The organism is Streptomyces sp. NPDC058457 (genome assembly GCF_042720695.1).
Lineage (GTDB): Bacteria > Actinomycetota > Actinomycetes > Streptomycetales > Streptomycetaceae > Streptomyces.
The window spans coordinates 149,559-172,281 of the sequence record NZ_JBHXLU010000008.1; the positions used below are offsets into that span (position 1 = coordinate 149,559).

The window sequence follows — 22,723 nt, forward strand, 5'->3', positions numbered from 1 at the left end:
CGCAGCGCCCGTCGGTCGCAAGGAATCGCCGCTCGCCGCAGGCTCCACCGGACGCGACGCGGTATCCGCCACCGCAGGGTCCGCCGGACGCGGGGGTGCGACGGCCGCTGGAGGACCGGTCGGACGCGAGGCGGCACCGGATGCCGGAGGGCCGGCCGGACGCCGCGGTGTGCCGGTCGCCGCAGCGCCCGTCGAACGCGAGGGATCGCCGCTCGCCGCAGGCTCCACCGGACGCGACGCGGTACCCGCCGCCGAAGGATCCGCCGGACGCGGGGGTGTCCCGGTCGCCGGGGGGCCGGAAGGACGCGGCGGTGTGCCGGACGCCGGGGCGTCGGCCGGACGCGGTGAGGTGCCGGCGGCCGGGGGCCGGGGCGGGCGGGGCGGCGGTGGGGTGGCCTTCGGGGGTGTCGTGGGGCGTGGCGGGGCCGTCGGTACCGGGAACGTCCGCATGTGCGGGCTCCAGGCGCTGCCCGAGTCCGGCGTGCCGATGGCGCCGGCCGGGAAGTCACCGCGGGGCCGCTCGAACCGTCTGGGCCCGGACGCACCGGACGTGCCCCCGGCCGGGTCGCTCGACGGCGCGGCCGGGCGCGCGGCCGACGGCCCTGCGGTGCCGCGCCGCTCGTCCGGCGACGGCTCCGTTTCCTCCGCCGTGCGGAGGGGGCGCAGCGAGGTGGTCGGTTCCGGCCCGGGCTGCGTGCGTCGTGGCGAGGGGCCAGGACCGTACGACAGCCGGAACGGCGCGGTACGCCCGGTCTCCCGCCCGGAGGACGCGGGCGGCACCGGTCGGCCGGACTCCCGGCCCGAGGACGTCGGCGGCACGGCCCAGCCGGTCTCCCGGTCGGAGGGCGCCGGGGGCAGGTCCGGGAAACGGGCCGAGGCCGGTGGCGGCGGGGGCGCGGTGGCCGCGCCCTGGGGCGGCGGGCCCTGGGGCGGACGGAAGCTGGGATAGCGGGGCCGAACGATGCGTTCGGCGGACGTCGAGCGGCCGACGGCCCGGTCCCCCGCATCCTGATCGCCCTGCCCCACCGCACCGCCCCGACTCGTCCGGTCATCACGACTCTGCTGCCCGCCGGGCCGTCCCGGCAGCTGGTCCTGCCCGGTGGTCCCGGCCCCACCGGTGGATACGTCCGTCCGCTGCGACCGGTTCATCCGGCTCGGCCGGTCGAAGAACCCCGGCCGGTCCACGCGGCCGGCCGCACCGGACGCGTGCGGGACATCGCCCTTGCCGGTCCCGCCGTTCCCCGGCCGGGTTCCGTCGGCGGTCGGCGCGGGCTCCCCCGGGGAATCCGTCGGGACGGGGTCGGGCGAAGGCCGTCGCGGGATCGGGGCGTGCCGCGCTTCACCGCTCATGCGCCCCCCGTTTCCTCGTGCCCGGGCCAACTCCTCGTACGGGCCGTCGTGCTCCCCGACGCGGAGACGTCCGCCCCCGGGCACGCATACCCGCACGCGCGGATCCGCATCCCGGCGCGGGTCAGGCGGCCGGGTTCGTTCCGCCGTACGTGCGCGTCACTCTACGGGTTGTCCGACGGCGAACGGGAACCAGTCCGCGACCCCGGGGCATCTGCCCGGATCGTCCCCCTACCCTGCGGTAATCCTGTCTGGCAGGCTTCGTTCATGACTGCGCGCGCCGCCGACCGGGCCCGTTACGACCGGGCCACCGCCCACCTGGACGCCCCCCTCGCGATCGTGGATCTCGAAGCCTTCGACGCCAACGCGGACGATCTGGTGCGCCGGGCCGGCGGCAAGCCGATCCGGGTCGCCAGCAAGTCCGTCCGCTGCCGCCACCTGCTGGAACGCGTCCTCGCGAAGGACGGTTTCGCCGGGATCATGTCCTTCACGCTCGCGGAGTCGCTGTGGCTCGCGCGCTCGGGCTTCGACGACGTCCTGCTCGCCTATCCGTCCGCCGACCGGGCCCGGTACGCCGAGCTGGCCGCCGATCCCAAGCTGGCCGCCGCCGTGACCGTGATGATCGACGACCCGGCGCAGCTCGACCTGATCGACGCCGCCCGTGACGGCGGCAGCGAAGTGGTCCGGGTCTGCCTGGAGTTGGACACCTCGCTGAAGCTGCTCGGGGGCCGGGTGCGGGTCGGGGCCCGGCGCTCGCCGCTGTACTCTCCCGCCCAGCTCGCCGATCTCGCGCGGACCGTGGTCCGGCGGCCGGGCTTCAGGCTGGTCGGGATCATGGGGTACGAGGGTCACATCGCCGGTGTCGGGGACGATGTCGCGGGCCGGCCGCTGCGGTCGCGCGCGGTGCGGCTGATGCAGGCCACCGCCCGCCGCGAGCTGGCCGAGCGGCGCGCCGCGGTGGTGCGGGCGGTCCGCGCGGTGGCGCCGGACCTGGAGTTCGTCAACGGCGGCGGCACGGGCAGCGTGCAGACCACGGCCGCGGAGGACGCGGTCACCGAGATAGCGGCCGGTTCGGGCCTGTACGTGCCCCGGCTCTTCGACAACTACACGTCGTTCACCGGCCGTCCGGCCGCGCTGTTCGCCATGCCGGTGGTGCGGCGGCCCGGTGTCGGGGTCGTCACGGTCCTCGGCGGCGGCTACCCGGCCTCGGGCGCAGCGGGCCCGGACCGGCTCCCGGTGCCGTACCTGCCGGAGGGACTCTCGTACGACGCCCAGGAGGGCCCCGGCGAGGTGCAGACCCCGCTGCTCGGCTCCGCCGCGGACGACCTGCTGATCGGCGACAAGGTGTGGTTCCGGCATGCCAAGGCGGGCGAACTGTGCGAGCGGTTCGCCGAGCTGCAGCTGATCGAGGGCGACCGGGTGGCGGCGACCGAACCCACGTACCGGGGCGAGGGACACACGTTCCTGTAGACGTCTAGGGCCTGTCCGCCGGGCGGATGCCCTTCGTGATCGCGTCCATGTCGGACAGCGGCGGTCCGTCCGGGCCCGCGTCGAAGACGAACCGGACGACGACCGGGGCCGGGATACCGGTGTCGGACGGGAAGGCCAGGGACTGGACGTAGCCGCCCGGTCCGTCGGCCGTCCGTACCCGCCAGCGCACCAGGTAGCCGTCGCGGCCCGCCACCGCGACCCGCCCGGCCTTGACGACCCGGTGGGACCGGATGCCCCCGAAGGGCCGCCCGCCGCCGGGATCGTGGCCGTAGGCCGCCTCGGCCGCGTCGGGTACGTCCCGTTCGGCGACGGTGCGCGGGGAGGTGCCGTCGACGCTGCCCGCCGTACTGCTGCTGACCTCGCCGTGGCGGCACCGGCCGGTGTCGGCCGGGCAGGCGTAGGTGCCGTCGGTGGTCATCACGACGTCGTCCTGGGCGAGGTACGAGGAACCGGTCCAGCCGGCCGGCACCGGCAGGGTGATGCCGTTGAGCTGGTCGACCACGAGGGACGGGGGCGCCGCCGCGCTGGGGGCGGCGTGGACCGTCGTGTCGGCGCGGCCGTTCGCCTCGTCGGTGCGGAGCACGGTCGTACCGGAGACGATCGCCGTCGCCAGCACGGCCGCGGCGGATACCAGCGCGACCGTCCTGGCCCGTCCGGACGCCCCGGCCGCCGGGGCCGGCGGCGCGGGGAGGCCGGACAGGGTGCGCCGGTGCTCGGTCCAGGCCCGTCCGTCCCACCAGCACTCCAGGTGCGGGGCCTGCGGGTCGGCGTACCAGCCGGGCGGCGTCATGCTCACTCCCGCACTGTAGGACGGGGGTCGGGGTCCGTACACGGACTCCTAGAGGGGCGTGACGTACGCCCCAGAGATCCCGCCGTCCACCAGGAAGTCGCTGGCGTTGACGAAGGAGGAGTCGTCGCTGGCCAGGAAGGCGACGGCGGCGGCGATCTCGTCGGCCTCGGCGAACCGGCCGAGCGGGATGTGCACCAGGCGACGGGCGGCCCGCTCCGGGTCCTTGGCGAACAGCTCCTGCAGGAGGGGGGTGTTGACCGGTCCCGGGCAGAGGGCGTTGACGCGGATGCCCTCCCGGGCGAACTGCACGCCCAGTTCACGGGACATGGCCAGAACCCCGCCCTTGGACGCGGTGTAGGAGATCTGCGAGGTGGCCGCGCCCATCCGGGCCACGAAGGACGCCGTGTTGATGATGGAGCCCTTGCCCTGCTGCCGCATGTAGGGGATCGCGGCCTTGCAGCACAGGTAGACGGAGGTGAGGTTGACCTCCTGGACGCGCTTCCAGGCCTCCAGGCCGGTCTCCAGGATGGAGTCGTCGTCGGGCGGCGAGATACCGGCGTTGTTGAAGGCGATGTCGACGCTGCCGTAGGTGTCGAAGGCGGTCTTGAAGAGGGCCTCGACCTGCTCCGGGTCGGTCACGTCGACCTTGACGAAGATGCCGCCGACCTCCTCGGCGGCGGCCTTGCCGCGGGCCTCGTCGACGTCGCCGCAGACGACATGGGCGCCCTCGGAGGCCAGCCGCCGCGCGGTGGCGAGGCCGATGCCGCTGCCGGCTCCGGTGATGACGGCGGTACGGCCGACGAGTCGGCGGCAGACGATGTCAGGGGTCTCAGCGGTCACTGTGCGGGGCCTTCCGTGCTGATGAAGACGTTCTTGGTTTCGGTGAAGGCGGTGAGCGCGTCCGGGCCGAGTTCACGGCCGATCCCCGACTGCTTGAAGCCGCCGAAGGGGGTCCAGTAGCGGACGCTGGAGTGGGAGTTGACGGACAGGTTGCCGGCCTTGACGGCCTGGGAGACGCGCAGCGCGCGGCCCACGTCCCGGGTCCAGATCGAGCCGGAGAGGCCGTAGTCGGTGCCGTTGGCGAGCCGGATCGCGTCGGCCTCGTCCTCGAACGGGATGACCACGGCGACCGGTCCGAAGACCTCCTCCACGGCCACGCGCGCGTGCGGCTCGACGCCGGTGAGGACGGTGGGCGGGAACCAGAAGCCGGGGCCCTCGGGGGCCTTGCCGCGGATGCCGGGCGCGTCGGCGTCGACGTACGAACGGACGCGTTCCAGCTGGGACTTGGAGATCAGCGGCCCCATGTCCGTCCGCTCGTCGGCCGGGTCGCCGACGGTGACGGACTCGACGGCGGGGGCGAGGAGTTCGACGAAACGGTCGTAGACCGGGCGTTGGACGAGGATGCGGGTGCGGGCGCAGCAGTCCTGGCCGGAGTTGTCCAGGAAGGACATGGGGGCGGCGGCCGCGGCGGCCTCGATGTCGGCGTCGGCGAAGACGAGGTTGGGGCTCTTGCCGCCGAGTTCGAGGGTGACGCGCTTCACCTGGTCGGCGCAGAGCGCCATGATGCGCTTGCCGGTCCGGGTGGAGCCGGTGAACACGATCTTGGCGACGCCGGGATGGCGGACCAGGGCCTCGCCCGCGATGTCGCCGCGGCCGGGCAGCACCTGGAAGAGGTGCTCGGGAAGGCCTGCCGCCAGGGCGAGTTCGGCGAGCCGGAGCGCGGTGAGCGGGGTCGTCTCGGCGGGCTTGAGGATGACCGCGTTGCCGGCGGCGAGCGCGGGCGCGGTGCCCCAGGCCGCGATGGGCATGGGGAAGTTCCAGGGGGCGATGATCCCGACGACCCCGAGGGGTTCGAGGAGGGTGACGTCGAGGCCGCCCGGGACCGGGATCTGACGCCCGATCAGGCGCTCCACTCCCCCGGCCGCGTAGTCGAACAGGTCGCGGACGTTGCCGGTCTCCCAGCGGGCGTTGCCGATGGTGTGCCCGGCCTCCCGGACCTCCAGAAGGGCGAGTTCCTCGCGGTGTTCGTCGACGACGACGGCGAACCGGCGCAGCAGCCGGGCCCGTTCGCCGGGTGCGAGCGCGGCCCATCGCTGCTGGGCCCGTGCGGCCCGTCGTACGGCGGTGTCGACGTCCCCCGCCACAGCACCCGGGACGGTCGCGATCACCTCTTCCGTGGCCGGGTCGAGGACGTCGAGTTCGTACTGTTGCGACAAGTGATGCCTCACATGCGTTCGAAGGAGCGGCGCAGCTCCCAGTCGGTCACCGCGGCGTCGAAGGCCTCCAGTTCGACGCGGGCCATGTTGCGGTAGTGCGCGACGACCTCGTCGCCGAAGGCGGCCTTGGCGACGGGGCTGTTCTCCCAGAGCTCGGCGGCCTCGCGGAGGGTGGTCGGGACATGCGCGAAGTCGGCGGTGTAGGCGTTGCCCGCGCAGGCCTCGGGCAGCTCCAGCTTCTGCTCGATGCCGTACAGCCCTGCCGCGACCAGGCCGGCGACGGCGAGGTGCGGGTTGACGTCGCCGCCGGGCAGCCGGTTCTCGAAGCGCAGCGAGCGGCCGTGGCCGACGACGCGCAGCGCACAGGTGCGGTTGTCCTGGCCCCAGGCGACGGCGGTCGGGGCGAAGGAGCCCGGCTGGAACCGCTTGTAGCTGTTGATGTTGGGGGCGTAGAGGAGCGAGAAGTCGCGGAGGGCGGCGAGTTGTCCGGCGAGGAAGTGCCGCATCACGTCGGACATGGCGTCGGGGCTGCCGTGTCCGTCGGGGGCGGCGAAGACGTTGTGGCCGTCCGCGTCCGTCAGCGAGAGGTGGATGTGGCAGGAGTTGCCCTCGCGCTCGTTGTACTTGGCCATGAAGGTGAGCGAGACGCCCTCCTGGGCGGCGATCTCCTTGGCACCGGTCTTGTAGATCGCGTGCTGGTCGCAGGTGACGAGGGCCTCGTCGTACCGGAAGGCGATCTCGTGCTGCCCGGGATTGCACTCCCCCTTGGCGGACTCGACGGTCAGCCCGGCCCCCGCCATCTCGTTGCGGATCCGGCGGAGCAGCGGCTCGATCCGCCCGGTCCCCAGCACCGAATAGTCGATGTTGTACTGGTTGGCCGGGGTCAGCCCCCGGTAGTTCGCGTCCCAGGCCGCCTCGTAGGTGTCCTTGAACACGATGAACTCCAGCTCCGTACCGACCTGTGCGGTGTAGCCGAGTTCGGCGAGGCGCTCCAGCTGGCGGCGGAGGATCTGCCGGGGCGCGGCGACGACCGGGGAGCCGTCGTTCCAGGCGAGGTCGGCGACGAGCATCGCCGTGCCCGCGTTCCAGGGCACGCGGCGGAGGGTGGAGAGGTCGGGGTGCATGGCGAAGTCGCCGTAGCCACGGTCCCAGGAGGACATGGCGTAGCCGTCGACGGTGTTCATCTCGGTGTCGACGGCGAGGAGGTAGTTGCAGCCCTCGGTGCCGTGCCGCAGGACCTCGTCGAGGAAGAAACGGGCGGCGAACCGCTTGCCCTGCAACCGCCCTTGCATGTCGGGGAAGGCCAGGACGACAGTGTCGATCTCACCGCCCGCGACGAGGGTGTGCAGTTCCTCGACGCTCAGCGGGGGTGTGCGGTCTGCCACGGGAGCTCCTTCGGCTTCTTTCACGCAACGCTTCTGGGGCCGGTCGGGGAGCTCTAAGGTATTGAAGAGAACCATTGCTTGGGAAGGGGGTACGGCCATATGTCGTTGGACGCGGACGGCGCCCTCGACGACCCGTTGACTCCGGTGCTGCGGCCGGTGCGGGCGGGCAACGGCTTCGAGGAGGCGCTGGAGCAGATCCTGCAGGTCGTCCGGCTGGGCCTGGTTCCGGGCGGCGAGCGGCTGCCCGCCGAACGGGAGCTGGCGGAGCGGCTCGGGATCAGCCGGGTGACGCTGCGCGAGGTACTGAAGGTGCTCCAGGACCAGGGCCTGGTGGAGTCCCGGCGCGGCCGGTACGGCGGGACGTTCGTGCTGCCGCGCACGGACGCGGGCGGCGAGGACGAGCTGCGGCGCCGGATCGCCGAGGTCGACATCGAGGACGTGCTGCGCTTCCGGGAGGTCCTGGAGGTCGGCGCGGCAGGCCTGTGCGCGGCGCACGGACTGACCGGCGAGCAGGCGTTCCGCCTCCGCGAGGCGCTGGCCCGGACGCACGAGGCTCCGCTGGCGGACTACCGCCGCCTGGACACCCTGCTCCATCTGACGATCGCCGAGCTGTGCGGGTCGCCCTCCCTCACCGCTCAGTACGCGGCGGTACGGGCGACGGTCAACGACCTCCTCGACTGCATCCCGCTCCTGGTCCGCAACCTGGAGCACTCGCAGCGCCAGCACATCGCCCTGGTGGAGGCGGTACTGGACGGGGACGCGGACGGCGCGCGGGAGATGATGCGGGAGCACTGCGCGGGAACGGCCGCGTTGCTGCGGGGCTTCCTGGCCTGACACCCGACCGGCCTGCCACAAAGGTGTGCGATAAAGGTGTGGACGCACACCTTTATCGCACACCTTTATGACAGGGGAGGGCCCATGGCCGGACGGCCGCTGATCGGCGTGAGCACATACCTGGAGGCCGGGGCGCGCTGGGGCGTCTGGGAGCTGGAGGCGGCCCTGCTGCCGGCCGGCTACCCACGGCTCGTCCAGCGGGCCGGCGGCCTGGCGGCGATGCTGCCGCCGGACGCCCCGGAGCACGCGGCGGCGACGGTGGCCCGCCTTGACGGCCTGGTGATCGCGGGCGGCCCGGACGTGGAGCCGGTCCGCTACGGCGCCGAGCCCGACCCCCGCACGGGCCGTCCCGCCCGCGCCCGGGACGCCTGGGAACTGGCCCTCGTCGACGCGGCGCTGGCCGCGGGCCTACCGCTGCTCGGCATCTGCCGGGGCATGCAGCTCCTGAACGTGGCCCTGGGCGGCACCCTCGTCCAGCACATCGACGGCCACGCGGAGGTGCCGGGCGTCTTCGGCCGCCACCCGGTCAAGCCGGTGCCCGGGACCCGGTACGCCGACACGGTCCCGGAGGAGACATCGGTCCCGACCTTCCACCACCAGGCGGTGGACCGCCTCGGGGCGGGGCTGCTGGTGTCGGCGCACGCGGCCGACGGGACGGTCGAGGCGATCGAACTGCCCGCCGACCGCGGCTGGCTCCTCGGGGTGCAGTGGCATCCGGAGATGGGCGAGGACCTGCGGGTGATGCGCGCCCTGGTCACCGCCGCGGTCGCAGCCGTGTCCTGAGCCAGGACAGGGCCGCCTCGCCCTGTGCCCGCTGGAACGGGCGCAGGGTGGGCAGGCCGGGCGGCGCGGGCCGCACCGAGTGCTCCAGGAAGAAGCCGGTGAGCACGGCGAGGACGGCGGTGACGGCGCCCGGGTCCGCGTCCCGGCCGAGCGGGTGCGCGCCGAACACGCCTTCCGGCTCCGGCCCGCCCTGTGCCATGACGCACGGCAGCATGACCAGCAGGTCGAACCAGGGGGCGGCCCGCACCGCGTGCGGCCAGTCCACGAAGACGACGCCTCCGTCGTCCGTCAGCAGCATGTTGTCGGCCCTCAGGTCGGCGTGGGCGAGGGTGCCGCCGGCGGCGGACTCGGGCCAGGGGGCCGCGAGTTCGGCCAGCTCGGAGATTTTCGCCCCCGCCGCCCCTACCCGTTCCATCCTCCAGGGGCGCCCCCCTCGACCGCCCGCCCGGGGGCTGCCGCCCCCGCACCCCCGCATCGGCCTGAACGGCCTCGTCCTCAAACGCCGGACAGGCTGGATCGTGGTGCCGACCGGTCTTCGTCCTCAGACGCCGGACGGGCTGGAGGGAGGTGCGGAGCGGCTCTCGTCCTCAAGTTCCGGGCGGGCTGGCTTTTCAGACCGCTTCTCTTCGGGTGACCAAGTCGGGTGGTGGGTGGGTGGAGGATGCGGGGGGCCAGGGGGCGGAGCCCCCTGGGACGTTATCCGCGGGTGAGGGCGAGGAGTTCGCGGGCCGGGCCCGTCGGGCGGTGGCCTGTTGGCCAGACTGCTCGTAGGTCGCGGCGGAGGGCGACGCCCTCCAGCGGGATGCTGACCAGGCGTCGTATCGCCAGCTCCTCCCCGACCGCCAGTTCGCTGAGGACCGCCGGGCCCGCGCCGCTGACCGCCGACGCCTTCACCGCCGTGGTCGACGACAGTTCGATCAGCGGCCGGGCCAGACCGCCCAGCGCCACGTCGAGGACCTGGCGGGTGCCGGAGCCGCGTTCGCGGAGGATCAGCGGGGTCGCCGCCAACTCCTGCGCGGCGAGGGGGCGTCGGCGGCGGGCCCAGGGGTGGGCGGGGGCCACGACGACGATCAGCCGGTCGTGGGCTATCACCGCCGAGTCGAGACCGTGCGGGACCGTCAGCCCCTCCACGAAGCCCAGATCCGCCTCGTCCGCGAGCAGCCGTTCCGCCACCGCCGCCGAGTTGCCGGCGAGCAGGGACACCGCCGTGTCGGGGCGCTGGGCGCGCAGCGCGAGCAGCCAGCCGGGGAGGAGGTACTCGGCGATGGTCATGCTCGCCGCGACCCGCAGCCGCGAGTCCCGTCGGTCCCGGAGCGCCTGGGCACCCGCGTCGAAGGCCTCCGCCGCCTCCACCACCCGCCGCGCCCAGTCGGTCACCAGCGCCCCCGCGTCCGTCAGCCGGGACCCACGCGGTGAACGGTCGACCAGCGCCACGCCAAGCTGCCGTTCCATGGAGCGGATCCGGCTGCTGGCCGCCGGCTGGGTGATGCCGACCTCCCGCGCCGCCGCCCCGAGGCTGCCCAGCCGCGCCACCGCCAGCAGCAGCTCCAGCGCGCCGAGGTCCGGCACCCGGTGCGCCAGCGTGCCGCCCCCTGCCCACTCCTCCGTCTCGCTCATAAGACCAGCTTATGCCCCCATAGGTGAGGACTCCCTGGTCGACGGCGGGAAGCAGCGGCACGTTGGATCCATGGTCACCACAGTCCGCCACCTCGGCCCCAACTGGTACGCCTCCGTCATGGGGACCGCCGCCCTCGCACTGGGCGGCGGCGCGCTCGGCGTCGACGGCTCGCGTGAGCTGTTCGTCGGCGTGTGGGCGCTGTCCCTGCTGCAACTCGTGGTCCTGCTGTTCGCCCGGGCCCTGCACTGGGCCCACCATTCCGACCAGGCCCGCGCACACCTCCGCGACCCCGCGGTGGCCCCCTTCTACGGCTGCCTCTCCATGGCCCTGCTCGCCGTCGGCGGCGGTGCCCTCGCCCTCGGGCGGGACTGGATCGGCGAGCCGGCCGCCGTCGCGCTCGACTCCGTGCTGTTCGTCGCCGGTACCGCCGTGGGACTCGTGGCCGCCGTCGCCGTGCCGTACCTGCTGGCCGTCCGGCACCGGGTCGAGCCCGGTCAGGCCTCCCCGGTGTGGCTGCTGCCGCTGGTCGCGCCCATGGTGTCGGCCGCGCTCGGGCCGCAGCTCGTCCCGCATCTGCCGCCCGGGCAGCCGCGCGAGGCCCTGCTCTACGGCTGCTTCGCGCTCTTCGGGCTGAGCCTGCTGACCACGCTGCTGATGCTGACGCTCGTCTTCGCCCGGTTGGTCACCGGCGGTCCGCTGCCACTGGCGCTGACCCCGACGGTCTTCCTGGTGCTGGGTCCGCTCGGGCAGTCGACGACGGCGGCGGGCGCCTTCGCGGACCTCGCCCCCGGTGTCGTACCGCCGCCGTACGCCGCCGGCTTCGGCCTCTTCGCCGTGCTGTACGGCGTTCCCGTCATGGGGTTCGCGCTGCTGTGGCTGGCGCTGGCGGCGGCGCACGTGGTGCGGGCGTGGCGGCAGGGGATGCGGTTCGCGATGACGTGGTGGGCGTTCACCTTCCCCGTGGGGACGTGCGTCACGGGCGCGGCCGCGCTGGGGCGGCACACCGGGTTCGCGGGGTATCACTGGCTGGCGGTGGGTCTGTACGCCCTCCTCGTCGCCGGCTGGCTCGCGGCCGCCTCCGGGACCGTACGCGGGCTGTTCAGCGGTGAGCTGCTCGCAGGGCCTCGCCCAGCACCCGTGGCGCCTCGGCCAGTGACGGTCCGTACCACGTCAGGTGCCGTCCGCTGACGAGCGCACAGGGCAGCCCCGGGAACGCCTCCGGGCCGTCGGCGGCGGTGAAGCGGTAGGGCTCGTCCGGGAGGACGACCAGGTCGGGGGCCGCGTCGAGCAGTTCCCCGACCGGGAGGCGGGGGTAGCGCTCGGGGTGGCCCTCGAAGAGGTTGCGTACGCCCAGCCGGGCCAGCACGTCCCCCGCGAACGTGTCCCGGCCCAGGACCATCCACGGCCGCCGCCAGATCGGTACGACCGCCGTCGTGCGGGGGCCGGGGGGCACCGGTGCGGACCAGGCCCGCTCCGCCTCGTCCAGCCAGCGGGGGCGGCCGCCCGCACCGCACGCGGTGAGGACCCTGTCCAGCTCGCGGAAGGCCTGCGGCACGTTCCGCACCTCCGTGAGCAGGACCTCCACGCCTGCGGTGCGCAGGGCGTCGAGGTCGGGGGCGCGGTTCTCCTCCTCGTTGGCGATCACCAGGTCGGGGGCGAGGGCGAGGATGCGGTCGAGGTCGGGGTTCTTGGTGCCGCCGATGCGAGTGACGTCGAGGCCGGCCGGATGGGTGCACCAGTTCGTGGCGCCGACGAGGACTTCTCCAGGGAGCGTTTCTGCGATTGCCTCGGTGAGGGAGGGGACGAGGGAGATGACTCGCCATGGTTGGGTGCGGGTGCGTGGGGGCTGGTCGCGCAGTTCCCCGCGCCCCTTTCGGGGCGCTCCAGCTCGGGGCGCTCCAGCTCGGGGCGTCTCAGGCCGGGGCGTCTCACCTCGGGGCGTCTCAGGGGCAGGGGGTTTCATGCGCGGCGGTTCAGCGGGGGCGGTCCTGGACCGCCTCGATGTGTTCCGCGACCGCGACCACGATGACCCGGGTGTCCGGGACCGTCGCGCGCCAGCGGTGGCGGACTCCGCCGGTGAGGTAGAGGGTGTCGCCGCGGCCGAGGCGGTAGGCGCGGCCCTCGGCCTCGATCTCCACGGCGCCGTCGGCGACGTACATCAACTCGTCGTTGCGGTGCTGGAATTCGCGGCCGGCGTCGTGGTCGCCGGTGAACTCCGAGGCGTGCAGCTGGTGGTGACCGCGGACCAGGGAGCGGACCTTGGGCGCGAAGTCGGTCTCGGTGGCGTCGTCGGCCCGTACGACGTCGACGCTGCACGCCGGGTCGGCGGCGGCGAGGAGTTCGACGGCCGTGGTGCGCAGGGCGTCGGCGAGCTTCTCCAGGGAGGTGCGGCTGGGGCGGGCCCTGTCGTTCTCGATCTGGCTCAGGAAGGGCACCGACAGGCCGCTGCGCTCGGCCACGGCGGCGAGGGTGAGCTCCAGCGCACGGCGGCGCCGCCGGACTGCCGCGCCCACCCGCACGGGCTGCTGGTCTTTGTGGTCGCCCATCGCTCCGGCTCCCTCCTTCGCTCGTCGTTCCGTCCTTCGGGCACCCCGCTGCGGCCGGGCCCCTCCTGATGGGTTCTCTGCACCCTATGCATGTTCGGCAAACCGTTTCAGGCGGCCGTCACATCCCCGTCACGTCCGGTGAGCGCGACCCTCACAGTTCGCGCCAGTGCACGAGCTCGCCGGACTCGCCGGGCACCGACTCGTCCTTCGGGATGAACACGCTGACCAGGGGGCCGGACGGCCGTCGGGGTCGGTCAGCGGTGGCACCGGCGGATCGGCGGAGGCACGGGTGCCGCCGGGGGTGCGCGGGCTCGGCCGCCCGGCCCGGCCGGAGGCGGGGTCACGGGCAGGCGGGGACCGGCTCCCGAGGTCGTTCCGCGGGCGCGCCCCCTCGATCAGGACGAGGGGGCACCCCGTGGGTTAAATGCGCGAGCCGCCGCCGATGTTCCCGGCGGCGCCCCGGGCGCGGAGTGCCTGGTCGAGGTGCTGATCCGGGCGGGCCCGCCGGACGGTGAAGCCCCGCAGGGTGCGCCGGACTTGACAGTGGGCGGCGCAGTCGGCGCGGTGGTGGCCGGCCGGTTCCACGGTGTCGTCGCGGACCGCGGTGCCGTCAGGGGCGCCCCCGGTACGGCGGGACGGGGTGCGAGGCGCGTCGAACGCACGGTCGGCCGTTCCGGTCGGCGGGGCGGAAAGGCTTGGGCAGTGCCGTAGCGCTATGTGGTTGGCCGGATCCTTTTCGTAGGCGAGGAGATCCGGCTGCAGACGCGGTCGGAGTGATCGGCACCCGGTCGCCGTCAGTGCCGTACGGCATGATGCGTGGCGTGACCGCACGACTGATGCTTCTCGACACCGCCTCGCTGTACTTCCGCGCCTACTTCGGCGTCCCGGACTCCGTGAAGGCGCCGGACGGCACGCCGGTGAACGCCGTGCGCGGGCTGCTGGACTTCATCGACCGGCTGGTCAGGGACCACCGCCCGGACCTCCTGGTGGCCTGCATGGACGCCGACTGGCGGCCGCAGTGGCGGGTCGATCTCATCCCCTCCTACAAGGCGCACCGGGTCGCCGAGGAGCGCGAGACGGGACCGGACCAGGAGGAGGTGCCGGACACCCTCTCCCCGCAGGTGCCGGTCATCGAGGAGGTGCTGGACGCGCTGGGCATCGCCCGGGTCGGCGTGGCGGGCTACGAGGCGGACGACGTGATCGGCACGTTCACCGCGCTGGCCGACGGCCCGGTCGACATCGTCACCGGCGACCGCGACCTCTACCAGTTGGTGGACGACGCGCGCGGGGTGCGGGTGCTGTACCCGCTGAAGGGTGTGGGGACGCTGCAGACGACCGACGAGGCGTGGCTGCGCGAGAAGTACGGGGTGGACGGAGGCGGGTACGCGGATCTGGCGCTGCTGCGCGGGGATCCGAGCGACGGTCTGCCCGGGGTGCCGGGCATCGGTGAGAAGACGGCCGCGAAGCTCCTCGCCGAGTTCGGCGACCTGGCCGGGATCATGGCCGCGGTCGACGACCCGACGGCGAAGCTCACGCCGTCGCAGCGCAAGCGGCTGGACGAGGCGCGGCCGTATGTCGCCGTGGCGCCGAAGGTGGTCCGGGTCGCCGGTGACGTACCCCTGCCGGACGTCGACACCGCGCTGCCGAAGGCTCCCCGCGACCCGGCGCGGCTGAACGCCCTGGCCGCCCGCTGGGGTCTGGGCGGCTCACTGCATCGCCTGCTGGTGACCCTGGAAGCCTGACCCAGCCTGACCCCGAAGGAATTGTTCCGGCAAAACACACTCATCAAGTGTTCATGGAGGAGGTGTTAACTGGACGGAGATGCTAACTTAGGTAAACCTAACCAATGGAGCAGGGAGGCCGGTCATGGCGGAGCGCCCGGGACGTAAGCCGCGTAAGCCCCATTCCGCCCAGGTGGTGCGCACCGAGCGGTTGAGCCCGCACATGCAGCGCGTGGTTCTCGGCGGTGACGGACTGGCCGGCTTCGCCGCGGACACCTGCACCGATCATTACGTGAAACTCCTCTTCGGACCGGCGGGCGTCACCTATCCCGAGCCCTTCGACCTGGAGCGGATCCGCGCCGAGTTCCCCCGCGAGCACTGGCCGGTGACCCGGACCTACACCGTGCGCTCCTGGAACGCCGAACACCAGGAGCTCGCCCTGGACTTCGTGGTGCACGGCGACGAGGGCCTGGCCGGGCCGTGGGCCTGCCGGGTCCAGCCCGGCGAGACCGTGCGCTTCATGGGTCCCGGCGGCGCCTACGCCCCCGACACGGGCGCCGACTGGCATCTGCTCGCCGGCGACGAGAGCGCGCTGCCCGCGATCGCCCGCGCCCTGGAGTCCCTGCCGGCCGGGGCGAAGGCGTTCGCCTTCGTCGAGGTCTCCGGCCCCGAGGAGGAGCAGAAGGTCGACTCCGACGTGGAGGTCGTCTGGCTGCACCGAGGTGAGCGGCCGGTCGGCGAGGCCCTGGTCGCGGCCGTACGGGCGCTGGAGTTCCCCGAAGGCCGGGTGCACGCCTTCGTGCACGGCGAGGCGAGCTTCGTGAAGGAGCTGCGGGCGCTGCTGCGCGTCGAGCGCCAGATCCCGCGCGAGGACCTGTCGATCTCCGGCTACTGGCGCCTGGGTCACAACGAGGACGGCTGGCAGGCCTCCAAGCGCGACTGGAACGCCCGGATCGAGGCTGAGCAGGAGGGCGGCGGGGCGGCCGCGGCCTGAGCGGACCGGCGGCACCTCACGAGAAGGTGCCGCCGCCCCGGGTCGGTCACACCGACCGCTGGTACGACCGGAACGTCCTGATCGACAGCCACACGGCCGCGACCGCCAGCGCGAGGAGCGCCCCGCCGCGGCCGAGCACCGCGCCCCAGTCGGGGTCCGCCGACATCGCCGAACGGCCCGCCACCATCGCCCAGTCGAGCGGGTTGAAGTCGGCGATGTGCCGCATCCAGCCGGGCATCTGGGACGGTGCCATGAAGGCGCTGGAGAGGAAGGTCAGCGGGAGCAGCAGGAAGGTGTTGATCCCGATGATCGACTCCCGCTCCCGCACCAGCATGCCGAGCGCGTTGGACAGCGCGCCGAAGACGGTGCCGAGCAGTACGGCGGCCACCACCAGAACGACCGTGCCCACGACCCCGCCCGGGTAGTCGGCGCCGCCCAGCAGGCCGAGCAGCACGATGATCAGTGACTGGCCCGCGGTGACCAGGCCGTTGTTCACCACGTTGCCGTTCATCAGCGCGGCCCTGCTGACCGGGGTGGTCAGGAAGCGGTTGAGGGTGCCGCGCTGGATCTCCTCCAACGTGCCCATGCCCGCCCACATGTTGGAGCTGAGGGCGCTCATCACGACCACGCCCGGCACCAGGTAGTCGAGGTAGGACGTGGTGCCGAAGCCGCCCAGCTCGACGACCTTCTTGAAGAGGTTGCCGAAGAGGAACAGCCAGATCACCGGCTGGATCAGGGTGATCACGGCGAACGCGGGCTGCCGGGCGAACACCAGCAGCTGGCGCTGGGTCATGTACCAGGTCTGGGACATCGCGTTGCTCATCGGGCACCTCCGGCCAGGGCGAGGGAGTCGGTGGTGCCGGCCTCCGCGTAACGGCGGCCCGCGTAGCGCAGGTAGACGTCGTCGAGGGAGGGCCGGGCGACGGTCGCGGCCGTCACGGTCACCCCGGCCCGCTCCAGGGCCGCGAGCAGCGCGGGCATGGCGGCGGCCCCGTCGTCGGCGCGGGCGCTGATCCGGCGCCCGTCGAACAGCACCTCGTGCACGCCCGGCAGCCCGGTCAGGGCGCCCGCGAGCAGGGTACGGCCGGCTTCCCCCGGCGCCTCGCGCAGTTCCACGTGGACGGCGTCGCCGCGCAGTTCGCCCTTGAGGGAGTCGGGGGTGCCCTCGACCACGACCCGGCCGCGGTCGACGATCGCGATCCGCTCGGCGAGCCGGTCGGCCTCCTCCAGGTAGTGCGTGGTGAGCAGGATGGTCAGGCCCTCCTCGCCGGCCAGCCGGCCGATCTCGTCCCACATCGCGGTGCGGGCCTCGGGGTCGAGACCGGTGGTGGGCTCGTCGAGGAAGAGCACCTCGGGGCGGTGGACCAGGCCGAGCGCCACGTCGAGGCGGCGCCGCATGCCGCCGGAGTACCCCTTGACCTGACGGCCGGCGGCCTCGGTGAGGGTGAAGCGGTCCAGCAGCTCGTCGACCCGGCGGTTCAGCCCGGCCCCGCGCAGGCCGTAGAGCCTGCCCTGGAGCCGGAGGTTCTCGCGGCCGGTGGCGACCGGGTCGGCGCCGGAGTTCTGGGCGACCACGCCGATCGCGCGGCGCACCCGGTCGGGGTGGCGCAGCACGTCGTGGCCGGCCACGGTGGCGGTGCCCGAGTCGGGGCGCGCGAGGGTGGTGAGGATCTTGACGGTGGTGGACTTGCCGGCGCCGTTGGGCCCGAGGAGCCCGAAGACGGTGCCGGGTTCGACGGTGACGTCCATGCCGTTCAGCGCGGTGACGTCACCGGGGTAGGTCTTGATCAGCTGGCGCGCCTGCACTGCGGGCGCACGGGTGTTCATGACAGGGCTCTCCTGAATGAGCGGATGACAGATGACAGGGGATGACAGCTGATCCGCCTGAGGAGTGCCGGGCTATCCTGGGTGTGCCGCACCTCGATCGCCCGGATCTGCCTCACGGCGGATTCAGCTCGGGGTTCGAGACCCCGGCGGAACTGCTGCAACAGCTCTGCCGGGGTCTGCTTCTCTCGCAGCTCTCGCTACTGCTGCTCCACCTCCGTGAACTCCGGCGGCAGTTCGCCGGTCTCGTGGAACCGGCGCCAGCCCTCGACGTCCGGCAGCGAACCGTCCTGCAGCTCCCGCACGAAGCCGCGGACCCATGCGGTCTGCGCCTCCAGCATGTGCAGGTGGTACTCGACCTCGACGACGAACAGCCGGGGCAGCGTCTCGTGCAGCTTCTCCAGCACGGCCCTGCCGCCGGCGACCTCCACTTCCAGGGAGCTCAGCCGCTCCTCCAGCAAGCGCTCGACCTCGTCCGGCGGCAGGGCGCCCATCAGCGAGAGCGCCGTCTCGAAGATCGGGTACTCCTTCGCCGGGACGGCCATCAGATCCGACAGCCAGTGGATCATCTCCTCGCGCCCGGCGTCGGTGATGCCGTAGACCGTGCGCTCCGGGCGGTTGCCCTGCCGCTCCACGTCGGCCACCTCGACGAAGCCGTGCTTCTCCAGGTTCTGCATGACCGTGTAGAGCGAGCCGTAGTTGATCCGGGTGCTGGTGTCCTTGCCCTGACGCCGCATGGTCTGGGCGATCTCGTACGGATGCATCGGCTTCTGCCAGAGGGTCGTCAGCACGACGAGCGCCAGAGGATTGCTGAGCTTGCGCCGCTTCACCGCCACACCGACCACCTCGCTTCCGAATATCCGTGGCCGAACATATCGCGACTCGATCCCGACCGTCAATACACACGATGTATCGCGTCTGAGCGGACTCCGCAAGGGCGTGAGGACTTGGGCCCGCCCCGGACACGCCCGCGTGACGCGTCCGAAACAGCGCGTCCCTAATTTCTGTCGCCCGACAGGAAATCCGCGATTTCCGTCCTCGACAGGAAGTCCGCCTGACAGGCAGGTACCGCCGTGACGACACTCGACGACCACTCCCTGGAGGAGTTCGGCTACCGCCAGGAGCTGCACCGCAGCCTCGGCCGGTACGCCTCGTTCGCCGCCGGGTTCTCCTTCATCTCCGTACTGACGACCGTCTTCCAGTTCTTCGCCTTCGGGTACGCGTTCGGCGGCCCGGTCTTCTTCTGGGCCTGGCCGGCCGTGCTGGTCGGCCAGCTGCTGGTGGCCGCGTGCTTCGCCGAGCTGGCCGGGCGCTACCCGATCTCCGGCGCCATCTACCAGTGGTCCTCACGCCTGTCGAACCCGGTCTTCGGCTGGTTCGCCGGCTGGATCATGGTGATCGGGCAGATCGTGGTGGTCGCGGCGGCCGCGCTCGCGCTGCAGATGGTGCTGCCCGCGCTGTGGTCAGGATTCCAGCTGATCGGCACGGACACCGCGGTGACCTCGGCCGACGGAGCCGCCAACGCCGCTGTGCTGGGCGTCGTACTGCTGGTGCTGACCACCCTCGTGAACGTCCTGGACAACCGGGTGATGTCCGTGGTCAACCGGGTCGGGGTGACCGCCGAGATCATCGGCGCGGTACTGATCATCGTGCTGCTGCTCACCCACTCCAAGCGCTCCCCGGGCATCACGTTCCACACCGGTACGGCCGCCGAGGGCGGTCTGCTGGGCGCCCTGCTGGTCGGTTCGTTCACGGCCGCGTACGTGATGATCGGCTTCGACAGCGCGGGGGAGATGAGCGAGGAGACGCACCAGCCGCGACGGACGGCCCCTCGCACGATCCTCACGGCGCTGTCCGCCGCCGGCCTGCTCGGCGGCCTGGTCATCCTGGGCGGCCTGCTGGCCGCGCCCAGCCTGACCGACGGGCACCTGGGGGTCGACGGGCTGAGCTACGTCCTGACCAGCAGCCTCGGGGACGGGGTGGGCCGGGTGCTGCTGGCGGACGTGGTGGTGGCGATCGCGGTGGCGACGCTGGCGATCCAGACCGCGGCCTCGCGCATGCTGTTCTCCATGGCGCGGGACGGGCAGTTGCCGTTCGCCGACCGGCTGGCGCGGGTGAATCCGCGTACCGGGATGCCGGGTGCGCCGGCCGTCGTGGTGGGGGTACTCGCCGGTGCGCTGCTGCTGCTCAACTTCGCCTCGCCGGACGCGTTCCTGGCGATCGGGACCACGTGCATCGTGATGCTGTACCTCGCCTACGCGATGGTGACCGGGCCGCTGCTGGTGCGGCGGCTGCGGGGCGAGTTCCGGGTCGAGGGGACGGACGAGACCGGGGCGCCGTTGTTCTCGCTGGGGCGGTGGGGAGTGCCGGTCAACGCGGTCGCGCTGCTGTACGGGCTGGTGATGACGGTGAATCTGGCGTGGCCTCGGGGGGCGGTGTACGACCCGGCGGGGGGTCACTGGTACTTCAGGTGGTTCACCGTGTTGTTCCTGGTCGGGACTGTGGTGGTGGGCGGCGTTTGGAGGCTTGCCCGGGCGGAGTCTCGAAGTGCGGTCGCTGTGCCGGAGGCTGTGGCGTAGTGGGTCGGGTGCGGGTGCGATGTGGCTGGTCGCGCCCACGCGGCGGAGCCGCATATCGAAACAGCCCCGCGCCCCTGAAGGGGCGCTCCCCGTACCCTTGGCTGCAAATGAGACGTAAGACCTCCGTACCACCTTCCCCCCTCCCTCAGCGCCAAGGGGTGGACCCCGTGCGGATCCGGTTGCCCTTCTCCGAGGAGTGGGGCACCGTCGGCGAATACCTTGTGGCCCGGCTCTCCGGAGCCGGGCCCGGTGTCGTCGAGGAGATGCTGGACTCGGGGCTCGTCGTGGACGCCGACGGACAACCCGTCGCCGCACGCACGCCCTACTCCCCCGGCCGCTACCTCTTCTTCCACCGCGACCTGCCCCCCGAGGTCCCCGTCCCCTTCCCCCTCGACGTCGTCCACCGCGACGCGCACCTCGTCGTCGCCGACAAGCCGCACTTCCTCGCCACCACCCCGCGCGGCAGCCACGTCACCGAGACCGCCCTGGCCCGGCTGCGGCGGGAGCTGGACCTCCCCGAGCTGGGGGCCGCGCACCGGCTGGACCGGCTCACGGCCGGGCTCGTGCTGTTCGTCGTGCGGCCCGCGGAGCGGGGGGCCTACCAGACGCTGTTCAGCGAGCGGCTGGTGCGCAAGGAGTACGAGGCGATCGCGCCGTACGATCCCTCGCTCGCCGTTCCCCGGACCGTGCGCAGCCGGATCCTGAAGGAGCGCGGGGTGCCGGCGGCTCGGGAGATCGAGGGGGAGCCCAATGCGGAGACCCTCGTCGAAGTGGTCGAACGCAGAGGAGACCTGGGGCGGTACCGGCTCACCCCGTACACCGGGCAGACGCATCAACTGCGCGTCCACATGAGCGCGTTGGGGGTACCGATTCTCGGCGATCCGCTGTATCCGGTCGTGACCGGCCCCGTGCCGGACGGTGACTTCCGGCGTCCGCTGCAACTGCTGGCGCGGAGGCTGGAGTTCACCGATCCGGTCACGGGGGTGGAGCATCGGCTGCGCAGCGGGCGGACGCTGCGGGCCTGGGAGTCGTACCAGGACTGGGCCGGTCGGCGGGACGGCTAGCGGCCGAGCCACCAGCGGCGCAGCCGCGGCCAGATGCCGCGTGGCCTGGCCGCCTCGGGAGCGGGTGCGGCGGCCGGTGCGGGGCGGGGTTCCACCGGTTCCGGAGCGGCCGGTACGGCCGGTGCGGGCGCTGCCGGGCCGGGCAGGCCGGCCTGCCGGTCGGTGCGCTGCGGGGGGACGAGCGCCGGGCTCGGCATGAGGGTGACGTCCTGCTTCGGCTTGGGGTCGAAGCGCACCGGGAGATCCACCAGGTGCCGGGAGGCGATCGAGGCGCGCCAGCGCAGCTCCTCCTCGTCGCAGTCGAGCTGGATGTCGGACAGGCGGGTCAGCAGCTGGTCGACACCGACGTCCGCGATGGCACGGCCGATGTCCTGGCCTGGGCACTCGTGCGGGCCGCCGCCGAAGGCGAGGTGGGAGCGGTTGCCCTGCATGTTGGCGTTGAGGTCGGGGCGGACGCGCGGGTCGACGTTGCCCGGCGCGGGGGCGTAGAGCAGTCCGTCACCGGCCCGGATGCGCTGGCCGCCGAGTTCCGTGTCCTGCTTGGCGAAGTAGGCGAAGACGGTGCTGAACGGCGGCTCGTCCCACAGGGACTGCTCGATCGCCTCGGGCACGGTCATCTGGCCGCCGTTGAGCTGGGCCCGGAAGCCGGGCTCGGTGAGGACCATGCGCAGCGCGTTGGCGAGGAGGTTGGCGGTGGTCTCGTAGGCTGCGTAGAGAACGACCCGCAGGTGCTGGGCGACCTCGTCGTCGTTGAGTCCGGCCGGGTGGTTGACGAGGTGGCTGGTGAAGTCGTCCTCGGAGCGGGCCCGGCGGCGGGCGGTGAGCCGGGTCAGGCAGCCCATGACGTACTCGTTGCTGGCGATCGCGGTCTCGGTGCCCCTGAGCGCGTCCCGGGTGGCCTCCACGATCCGGTCGTTGTACTCCTCGGGCATGCCGAGCAGTTCGCACATGACGGCCATCGGCAGGTGCTCGGAGTACTGGGAGACCAGCTCGGCGCGGCCCTTCTCGCAGAACTCGTTGACCAGCAGCTGGGTGTAACGGCCGATGAGGCGGCGGATGCTGCGGTGGTCGATGGTGGTCATGGCGCCCTGGACCGCCGCGCGCAGCCGCAGGTGCTCGTCGCCCTCGGCGTGCGAACAGATGGGCTGCCAGGCGATGTGCGGCATGAGGGGGTGGTCGGGCTTGACCATGCCCTCGCGCAGCGGGGTCCAGACGCGGCTGTCCCGGGTGAAGACGGCGGGGGTGCGGACCATCTGAAGGTTCTCGGTGAGCCCGAGGACCACCCAGATCGGTACGTCGTCGTGGAGCAGGACGGGCGCCACGGAGCCGTGTTCCTCGCGCAGCCTCTCGTACAGCTCGCCCAGGTGGTCCGCGTCGGCGCCGTAGAGCCGATGGAGTCCGCCGGGACCGCGGTCGTGCGCCGGACAGCCGGGCGGCGGAACGGGGTCCGTGCTGGTGCCGGCCGGGAAGGGGGATTCAGGCGTCACAGTGATCGCTCCGAAAAGATCAGAAATAGTACGAAAGTGTCCGA

At 72.8% G+C, this 22,723-nt stretch carries 20 protein-coding genes and 1 pseudogene; 9 read left to right on the forward strand and 12 right to left on the reverse strand.

The features are described 5' to 3' along the window. The first annotated feature begins 313 nt into the window (after positions 1–313). Together ACFWPS_RS09765 and ACFWPS_RS09770 are read left to right on the forward strand one after the other, a co-directional pair. A complete protein-coding gene (locus ACFWPS_RS09765) occupies positions 314–949 on the forward strand; it encodes a hypothetical protein (protein WP_383702883.1) in 636 nt (211 codons plus the stop codon). A 665-nt stretch (positions 950–1,614) separates the two neighbouring features. Further along, positions 1,615–2,817, forward strand: coding sequence for an amino acid deaminase/aldolase (locus tag ACFWPS_RS09770; protein WP_383702885.1), 1,203 nt, complete (start codon positions 1,615–1,617; stop codon positions 2,815–2,817). A gap of 4 nt (positions 2,818–2,821) precedes the next feature. Here ACFWPS_RS09770 and ACFWPS_RS09775 read toward each other — a convergent pair whose 3' ends face one another. The 4 genes from ACFWPS_RS09775 to ACFWPS_RS09790 are packed head-to-tail and all read right to left on the reverse strand — an operon-like array spanning position 2,822 to position 7,229. Then, positions 2,822–3,628, reverse strand: a complete 807-nt coding sequence (locus ACFWPS_RS09775) for a DUF2510 domain-containing protein (RefSeq protein WP_383702995.1) — start codon at positions 3,626–3,628, stop codon at positions 2,822–2,824. Between the two features lie 48 nt (positions 3,629–3,676). Continuing rightward, the gene (locus tag ACFWPS_RS09780; RefSeq protein ID WP_383702887.1) at positions 3,677–4,468 is read right to left on the reverse strand and encodes a 3-oxoacyl-ACP reductase; all 792 of its coding nucleotides are present in this window, start codon (positions 4,466–4,468) and stop codon (positions 3,677–3,679) included. Continuing rightward, the gene (locus ACFWPS_RS09785) at positions 4,465–5,844 is read right to left on the reverse strand and encodes an aldehyde dehydrogenase family protein (RefSeq protein WP_383702889.1); all 1,380 of its coding nucleotides are present in this window, start codon (positions 5,842–5,844) and stop codon (positions 4,465–4,467) included. The genes ACFWPS_RS09780 and ACFWPS_RS09785 overlap by 4 nt, the downstream gene beginning before the upstream one ends. A gap of 8 nt (positions 5,845–5,852) precedes the next feature. After that, positions 5,853–7,229, reverse strand: coding sequence for a glutamine synthetase family protein (locus ACFWPS_RS09790; protein ID WP_383702891.1), 1,377 nt, complete (start codon positions 7,227–7,229; stop codon positions 5,853–5,855). Between the two features lie 99 nt (positions 7,230–7,328). Here ACFWPS_RS09790 and ACFWPS_RS09795 point away from each other — a divergent pair, with 99 nt between their 5' ends. Both ACFWPS_RS09795 and ACFWPS_RS09800 read left to right on the forward strand, forming a co-directional pair. Then, positions 7,329–8,063: a FadR/GntR family transcriptional regulator gene (locus tag ACFWPS_RS09795; protein WP_383702893.1), complete on the forward strand. Its 735-nt coding sequence runs from the start codon at positions 7,329–7,331 to the stop codon at positions 8,061–8,063. An 84-nt stretch (positions 8,064–8,147) separates the two neighbouring features. Further along, positions 8,148–8,846 carry a gamma-glutamyl-gamma-aminobutyrate hydrolase family protein gene (locus tag ACFWPS_RS09800; RefSeq protein WP_383702895.1) on the forward strand — a complete coding sequence of 233 codons (699 nt, stop codon included), beginning with the start codon at positions 8,148–8,150 and terminating at the stop codon, positions 8,844–8,846. Here ACFWPS_RS09800 and ACFWPS_RS09805 read toward each other — a convergent pair. Beyond that, positions 8,818–9,225: pseudogene (locus tag ACFWPS_RS09805) on the reverse strand (phosphotransferase family protein); the annotation flags it as partial. The gene ACFWPS_RS09800 and the pseudogene ACFWPS_RS09805 sit on opposite strands and share 29 nt — an antisense overlap. A gap of 317 nt (positions 9,226–9,542) precedes the next feature. After that, positions 9,543–10,463 carry a LysR family transcriptional regulator gene (locus tag ACFWPS_RS09810; protein ID WP_383702897.1) on the reverse strand — a complete coding sequence of 307 codons (921 nt, stop codon included), beginning with the start codon at positions 10,461–10,463 and terminating at the stop codon, positions 9,543–9,545. A gap of 70 nt (positions 10,464–10,533) precedes the next feature. On the opposite strand from ACFWPS_RS09810, the gene ACFWPS_RS09815 reads away from it, so the two are divergent. Then, positions 10,534–11,652 (forward strand): TDT family transporter, encoded by a 1,119-nt coding sequence (locus ACFWPS_RS09815; RefSeq protein ID WP_383702899.1) that lies wholly within the window; start codon positions 10,534–10,536, stop codon positions 11,650–11,652. On the opposite strand, the gene ACFWPS_RS09820 is transcribed toward ACFWPS_RS09815, so the two are convergent. Both ACFWPS_RS09820 and ACFWPS_RS09825 read right to left on the reverse strand, forming a co-directional pair. Next, positions 11,564–12,427, reverse strand: coding sequence for a helical backbone metal receptor (locus ACFWPS_RS09820; RefSeq protein WP_383702901.1), 864 nt, complete (start codon positions 12,425–12,427; stop codon positions 11,564–11,566). The genes ACFWPS_RS09815 and ACFWPS_RS09820 overlap by 89 nt on opposite strands. Positions 12,428–12,437: 10 nt before the next feature. After that, complete coding sequence (locus ACFWPS_RS09825; RefSeq protein ID WP_383702903.1) at positions 12,438–13,010, reverse strand: helix-turn-helix domain-containing protein; 573 nt, start codon at positions 13,008–13,010, stop codon at positions 12,438–12,440. Between the two features lie 812 nt (positions 13,011–13,822). Here ACFWPS_RS09825 and ACFWPS_RS09830 point away from each other — a divergent pair. After that, on the forward strand, positions 13,823–14,752 hold the full coding sequence (locus tag ACFWPS_RS09830) for a 5'-3' exonuclease H3TH domain-containing protein (RefSeq protein WP_383702997.1): 930 nt from the start codon (positions 13,823–13,825) through the stop codon (positions 14,750–14,752). Between the two features lie 124 nt (positions 14,753–14,876). Continuing rightward, positions 14,877–15,725 (forward strand): siderophore-interacting protein, encoded by an 849-nt coding sequence (locus ACFWPS_RS09835; protein ID WP_383702906.1) that lies wholly within the window; start codon positions 14,877–14,879, stop codon positions 15,723–15,725. 46 nt (positions 15,726–15,771) lie between these two features. On the opposite strand, the gene ACFWPS_RS09840 is transcribed toward ACFWPS_RS09835, so the two are convergent. The 3 genes from ACFWPS_RS09840 to ACFWPS_RS09850 form a co-directional block, all read right to left on the reverse strand. Then, positions 15,772–16,548: an ABC transporter permease gene (locus ACFWPS_RS09840; protein WP_383702908.1), complete on the reverse strand. Its 777-nt coding sequence runs from the start codon at positions 16,546–16,548 to the stop codon at positions 15,772–15,774. Continuing rightward, the gene (locus ACFWPS_RS09845) at positions 16,545–17,552 is read right to left on the reverse strand and encodes an ATP-binding cassette domain-containing protein (protein ID WP_383702910.1); all 1,008 of its coding nucleotides are present in this window, start codon (positions 17,550–17,552) and stop codon (positions 16,545–16,547) included. Before ACFWPS_RS09845 ends, ACFWPS_RS09840 begins: the two co-directional genes overlap by 4 nt. Positions 17,553–17,749: 197 nt before the next feature. Beyond that, positions 17,750–18,385 (reverse strand): PadR family transcriptional regulator, encoded by a 636-nt coding sequence (locus ACFWPS_RS09850; protein ID WP_383702912.1) that lies wholly within the window; start codon positions 18,383–18,385, stop codon positions 17,750–17,752. 237 nt (positions 18,386–18,622) lie between these two features. On the opposite strand from ACFWPS_RS09850, the gene ACFWPS_RS09855 reads away from it, so the two are divergent. Together ACFWPS_RS09855 and ACFWPS_RS09860 are read left to right on the forward strand one after the other, a co-directional pair. Then, positions 18,623–20,128, forward strand: a complete 1,506-nt coding sequence (locus ACFWPS_RS09855; protein ID WP_383702914.1) for an amino acid permease — start codon at positions 18,623–18,625, stop codon at positions 20,126–20,128. A 107-nt stretch (positions 20,129–20,235) separates the two neighbouring features. Then, complete coding sequence (locus ACFWPS_RS09860; protein ID WP_383702915.1) at positions 20,236–21,192, forward strand: RluA family pseudouridine synthase; 957 nt, start codon at positions 20,236–20,238, stop codon at positions 21,190–21,192. Here the strand turns inward: ACFWPS_RS09860 and ACFWPS_RS09865 are convergent. Beyond that, entirely contained in the window at positions 21,189–22,679 is a 1,491-nt protein-coding gene (locus ACFWPS_RS09865; protein ID WP_383702918.1) for a cytochrome P450, read from the reverse strand. The genes ACFWPS_RS09860 and ACFWPS_RS09865 overlap by 4 nt on opposite strands. Positions 22,680–22,723: the final 44 nt, after the last annotated feature.

Bases quoted from the DNA above. Each gene is read 5' to 3' on its own strand.
- ACFWPS_RS09820 (WP_383702901.1), bottom strand. From the start codon at position 12,427: ATGAAACCCCCTGCCCCTGAGACGCCCCGAGGTGAGACGCCCCGGCCT.
- ACFWPS_RS09830 (WP_383702997.1), top strand. From the start codon at position 13,823: ATGCGTGGCGTGACCGCACGACTGATGCTTCTCGACACCGCCTCGCTG.
- ACFWPS_RS09825 (WP_383702903.1), bottom strand. From the start codon at position 13,010: ATGGGCGACCACAAAGACCAGCAGCCCGTGCGGGTGGGCGCGGCAGTC.
- ACFWPS_RS09810 (WP_383702897.1), bottom strand. From the start codon at position 10,463: ATGAGCGAGACGGAGGAGTGGGCAGGGGGCGGCACGCTGGCGCACCGG.
- ACFWPS_RS09835 (WP_383702906.1), top strand. From the start codon at position 14,877: ATGGCGGAGCGCCCGGGACGTAAGCCGCGTAAGCCCCATTCCGCCCAG.
- ACFWPS_RS09775 (WP_383702995.1), bottom strand. From the start codon at position 3,628: ATGACGCCGCCCGGCTGGTACGCCGACCCGCAGGCCCCGCACCTGGAG.
- ACFWPS_RS09845 (WP_383702910.1), bottom strand. From the start codon at position 17,552: ATGAACACCCGTGCGCCCGCAGTGCAGGCGCGCCAGCTGATCAAGACC.
- ACFWPS_RS09795 (WP_383702893.1), top strand. From the start codon at position 7,329: ATGTCGTTGGACGCGGACGGCGCCCTCGACGACCCGTTGACTCCGGTG.
- ACFWPS_RS09800 (WP_383702895.1), top strand. From the start codon at position 8,148: ATGGCCGGACGGCCGCTGATCGGCGTGAGCACATACCTGGAGGCCGGG.
- ACFWPS_RS09860 (WP_383702915.1), top strand. From the start codon at position 20,236: ATGAGACGTAAGACCTCCGTACCACCTTCCCCCCTCCCTCAGCGCCAA.
- ACFWPS_RS09815 (WP_383702899.1), top strand. From the start codon at position 10,534: ATGGTCACCACAGTCCGCCACCTCGGCCCCAACTGGTACGCCTCCGTC.
- ACFWPS_RS09770 (WP_383702885.1), top strand. From the start codon at position 1,615: ATGACTGCGCGCGCCGCCGACCGGGCCCGTTACGACCGGGCCACCGCC.
- ACFWPS_RS09840 (WP_383702908.1), bottom strand. From the start codon at position 16,548: ATGAGCAACGCGATGTCCCAGACCTGGTACATGACCCAGCGCCAGCTG.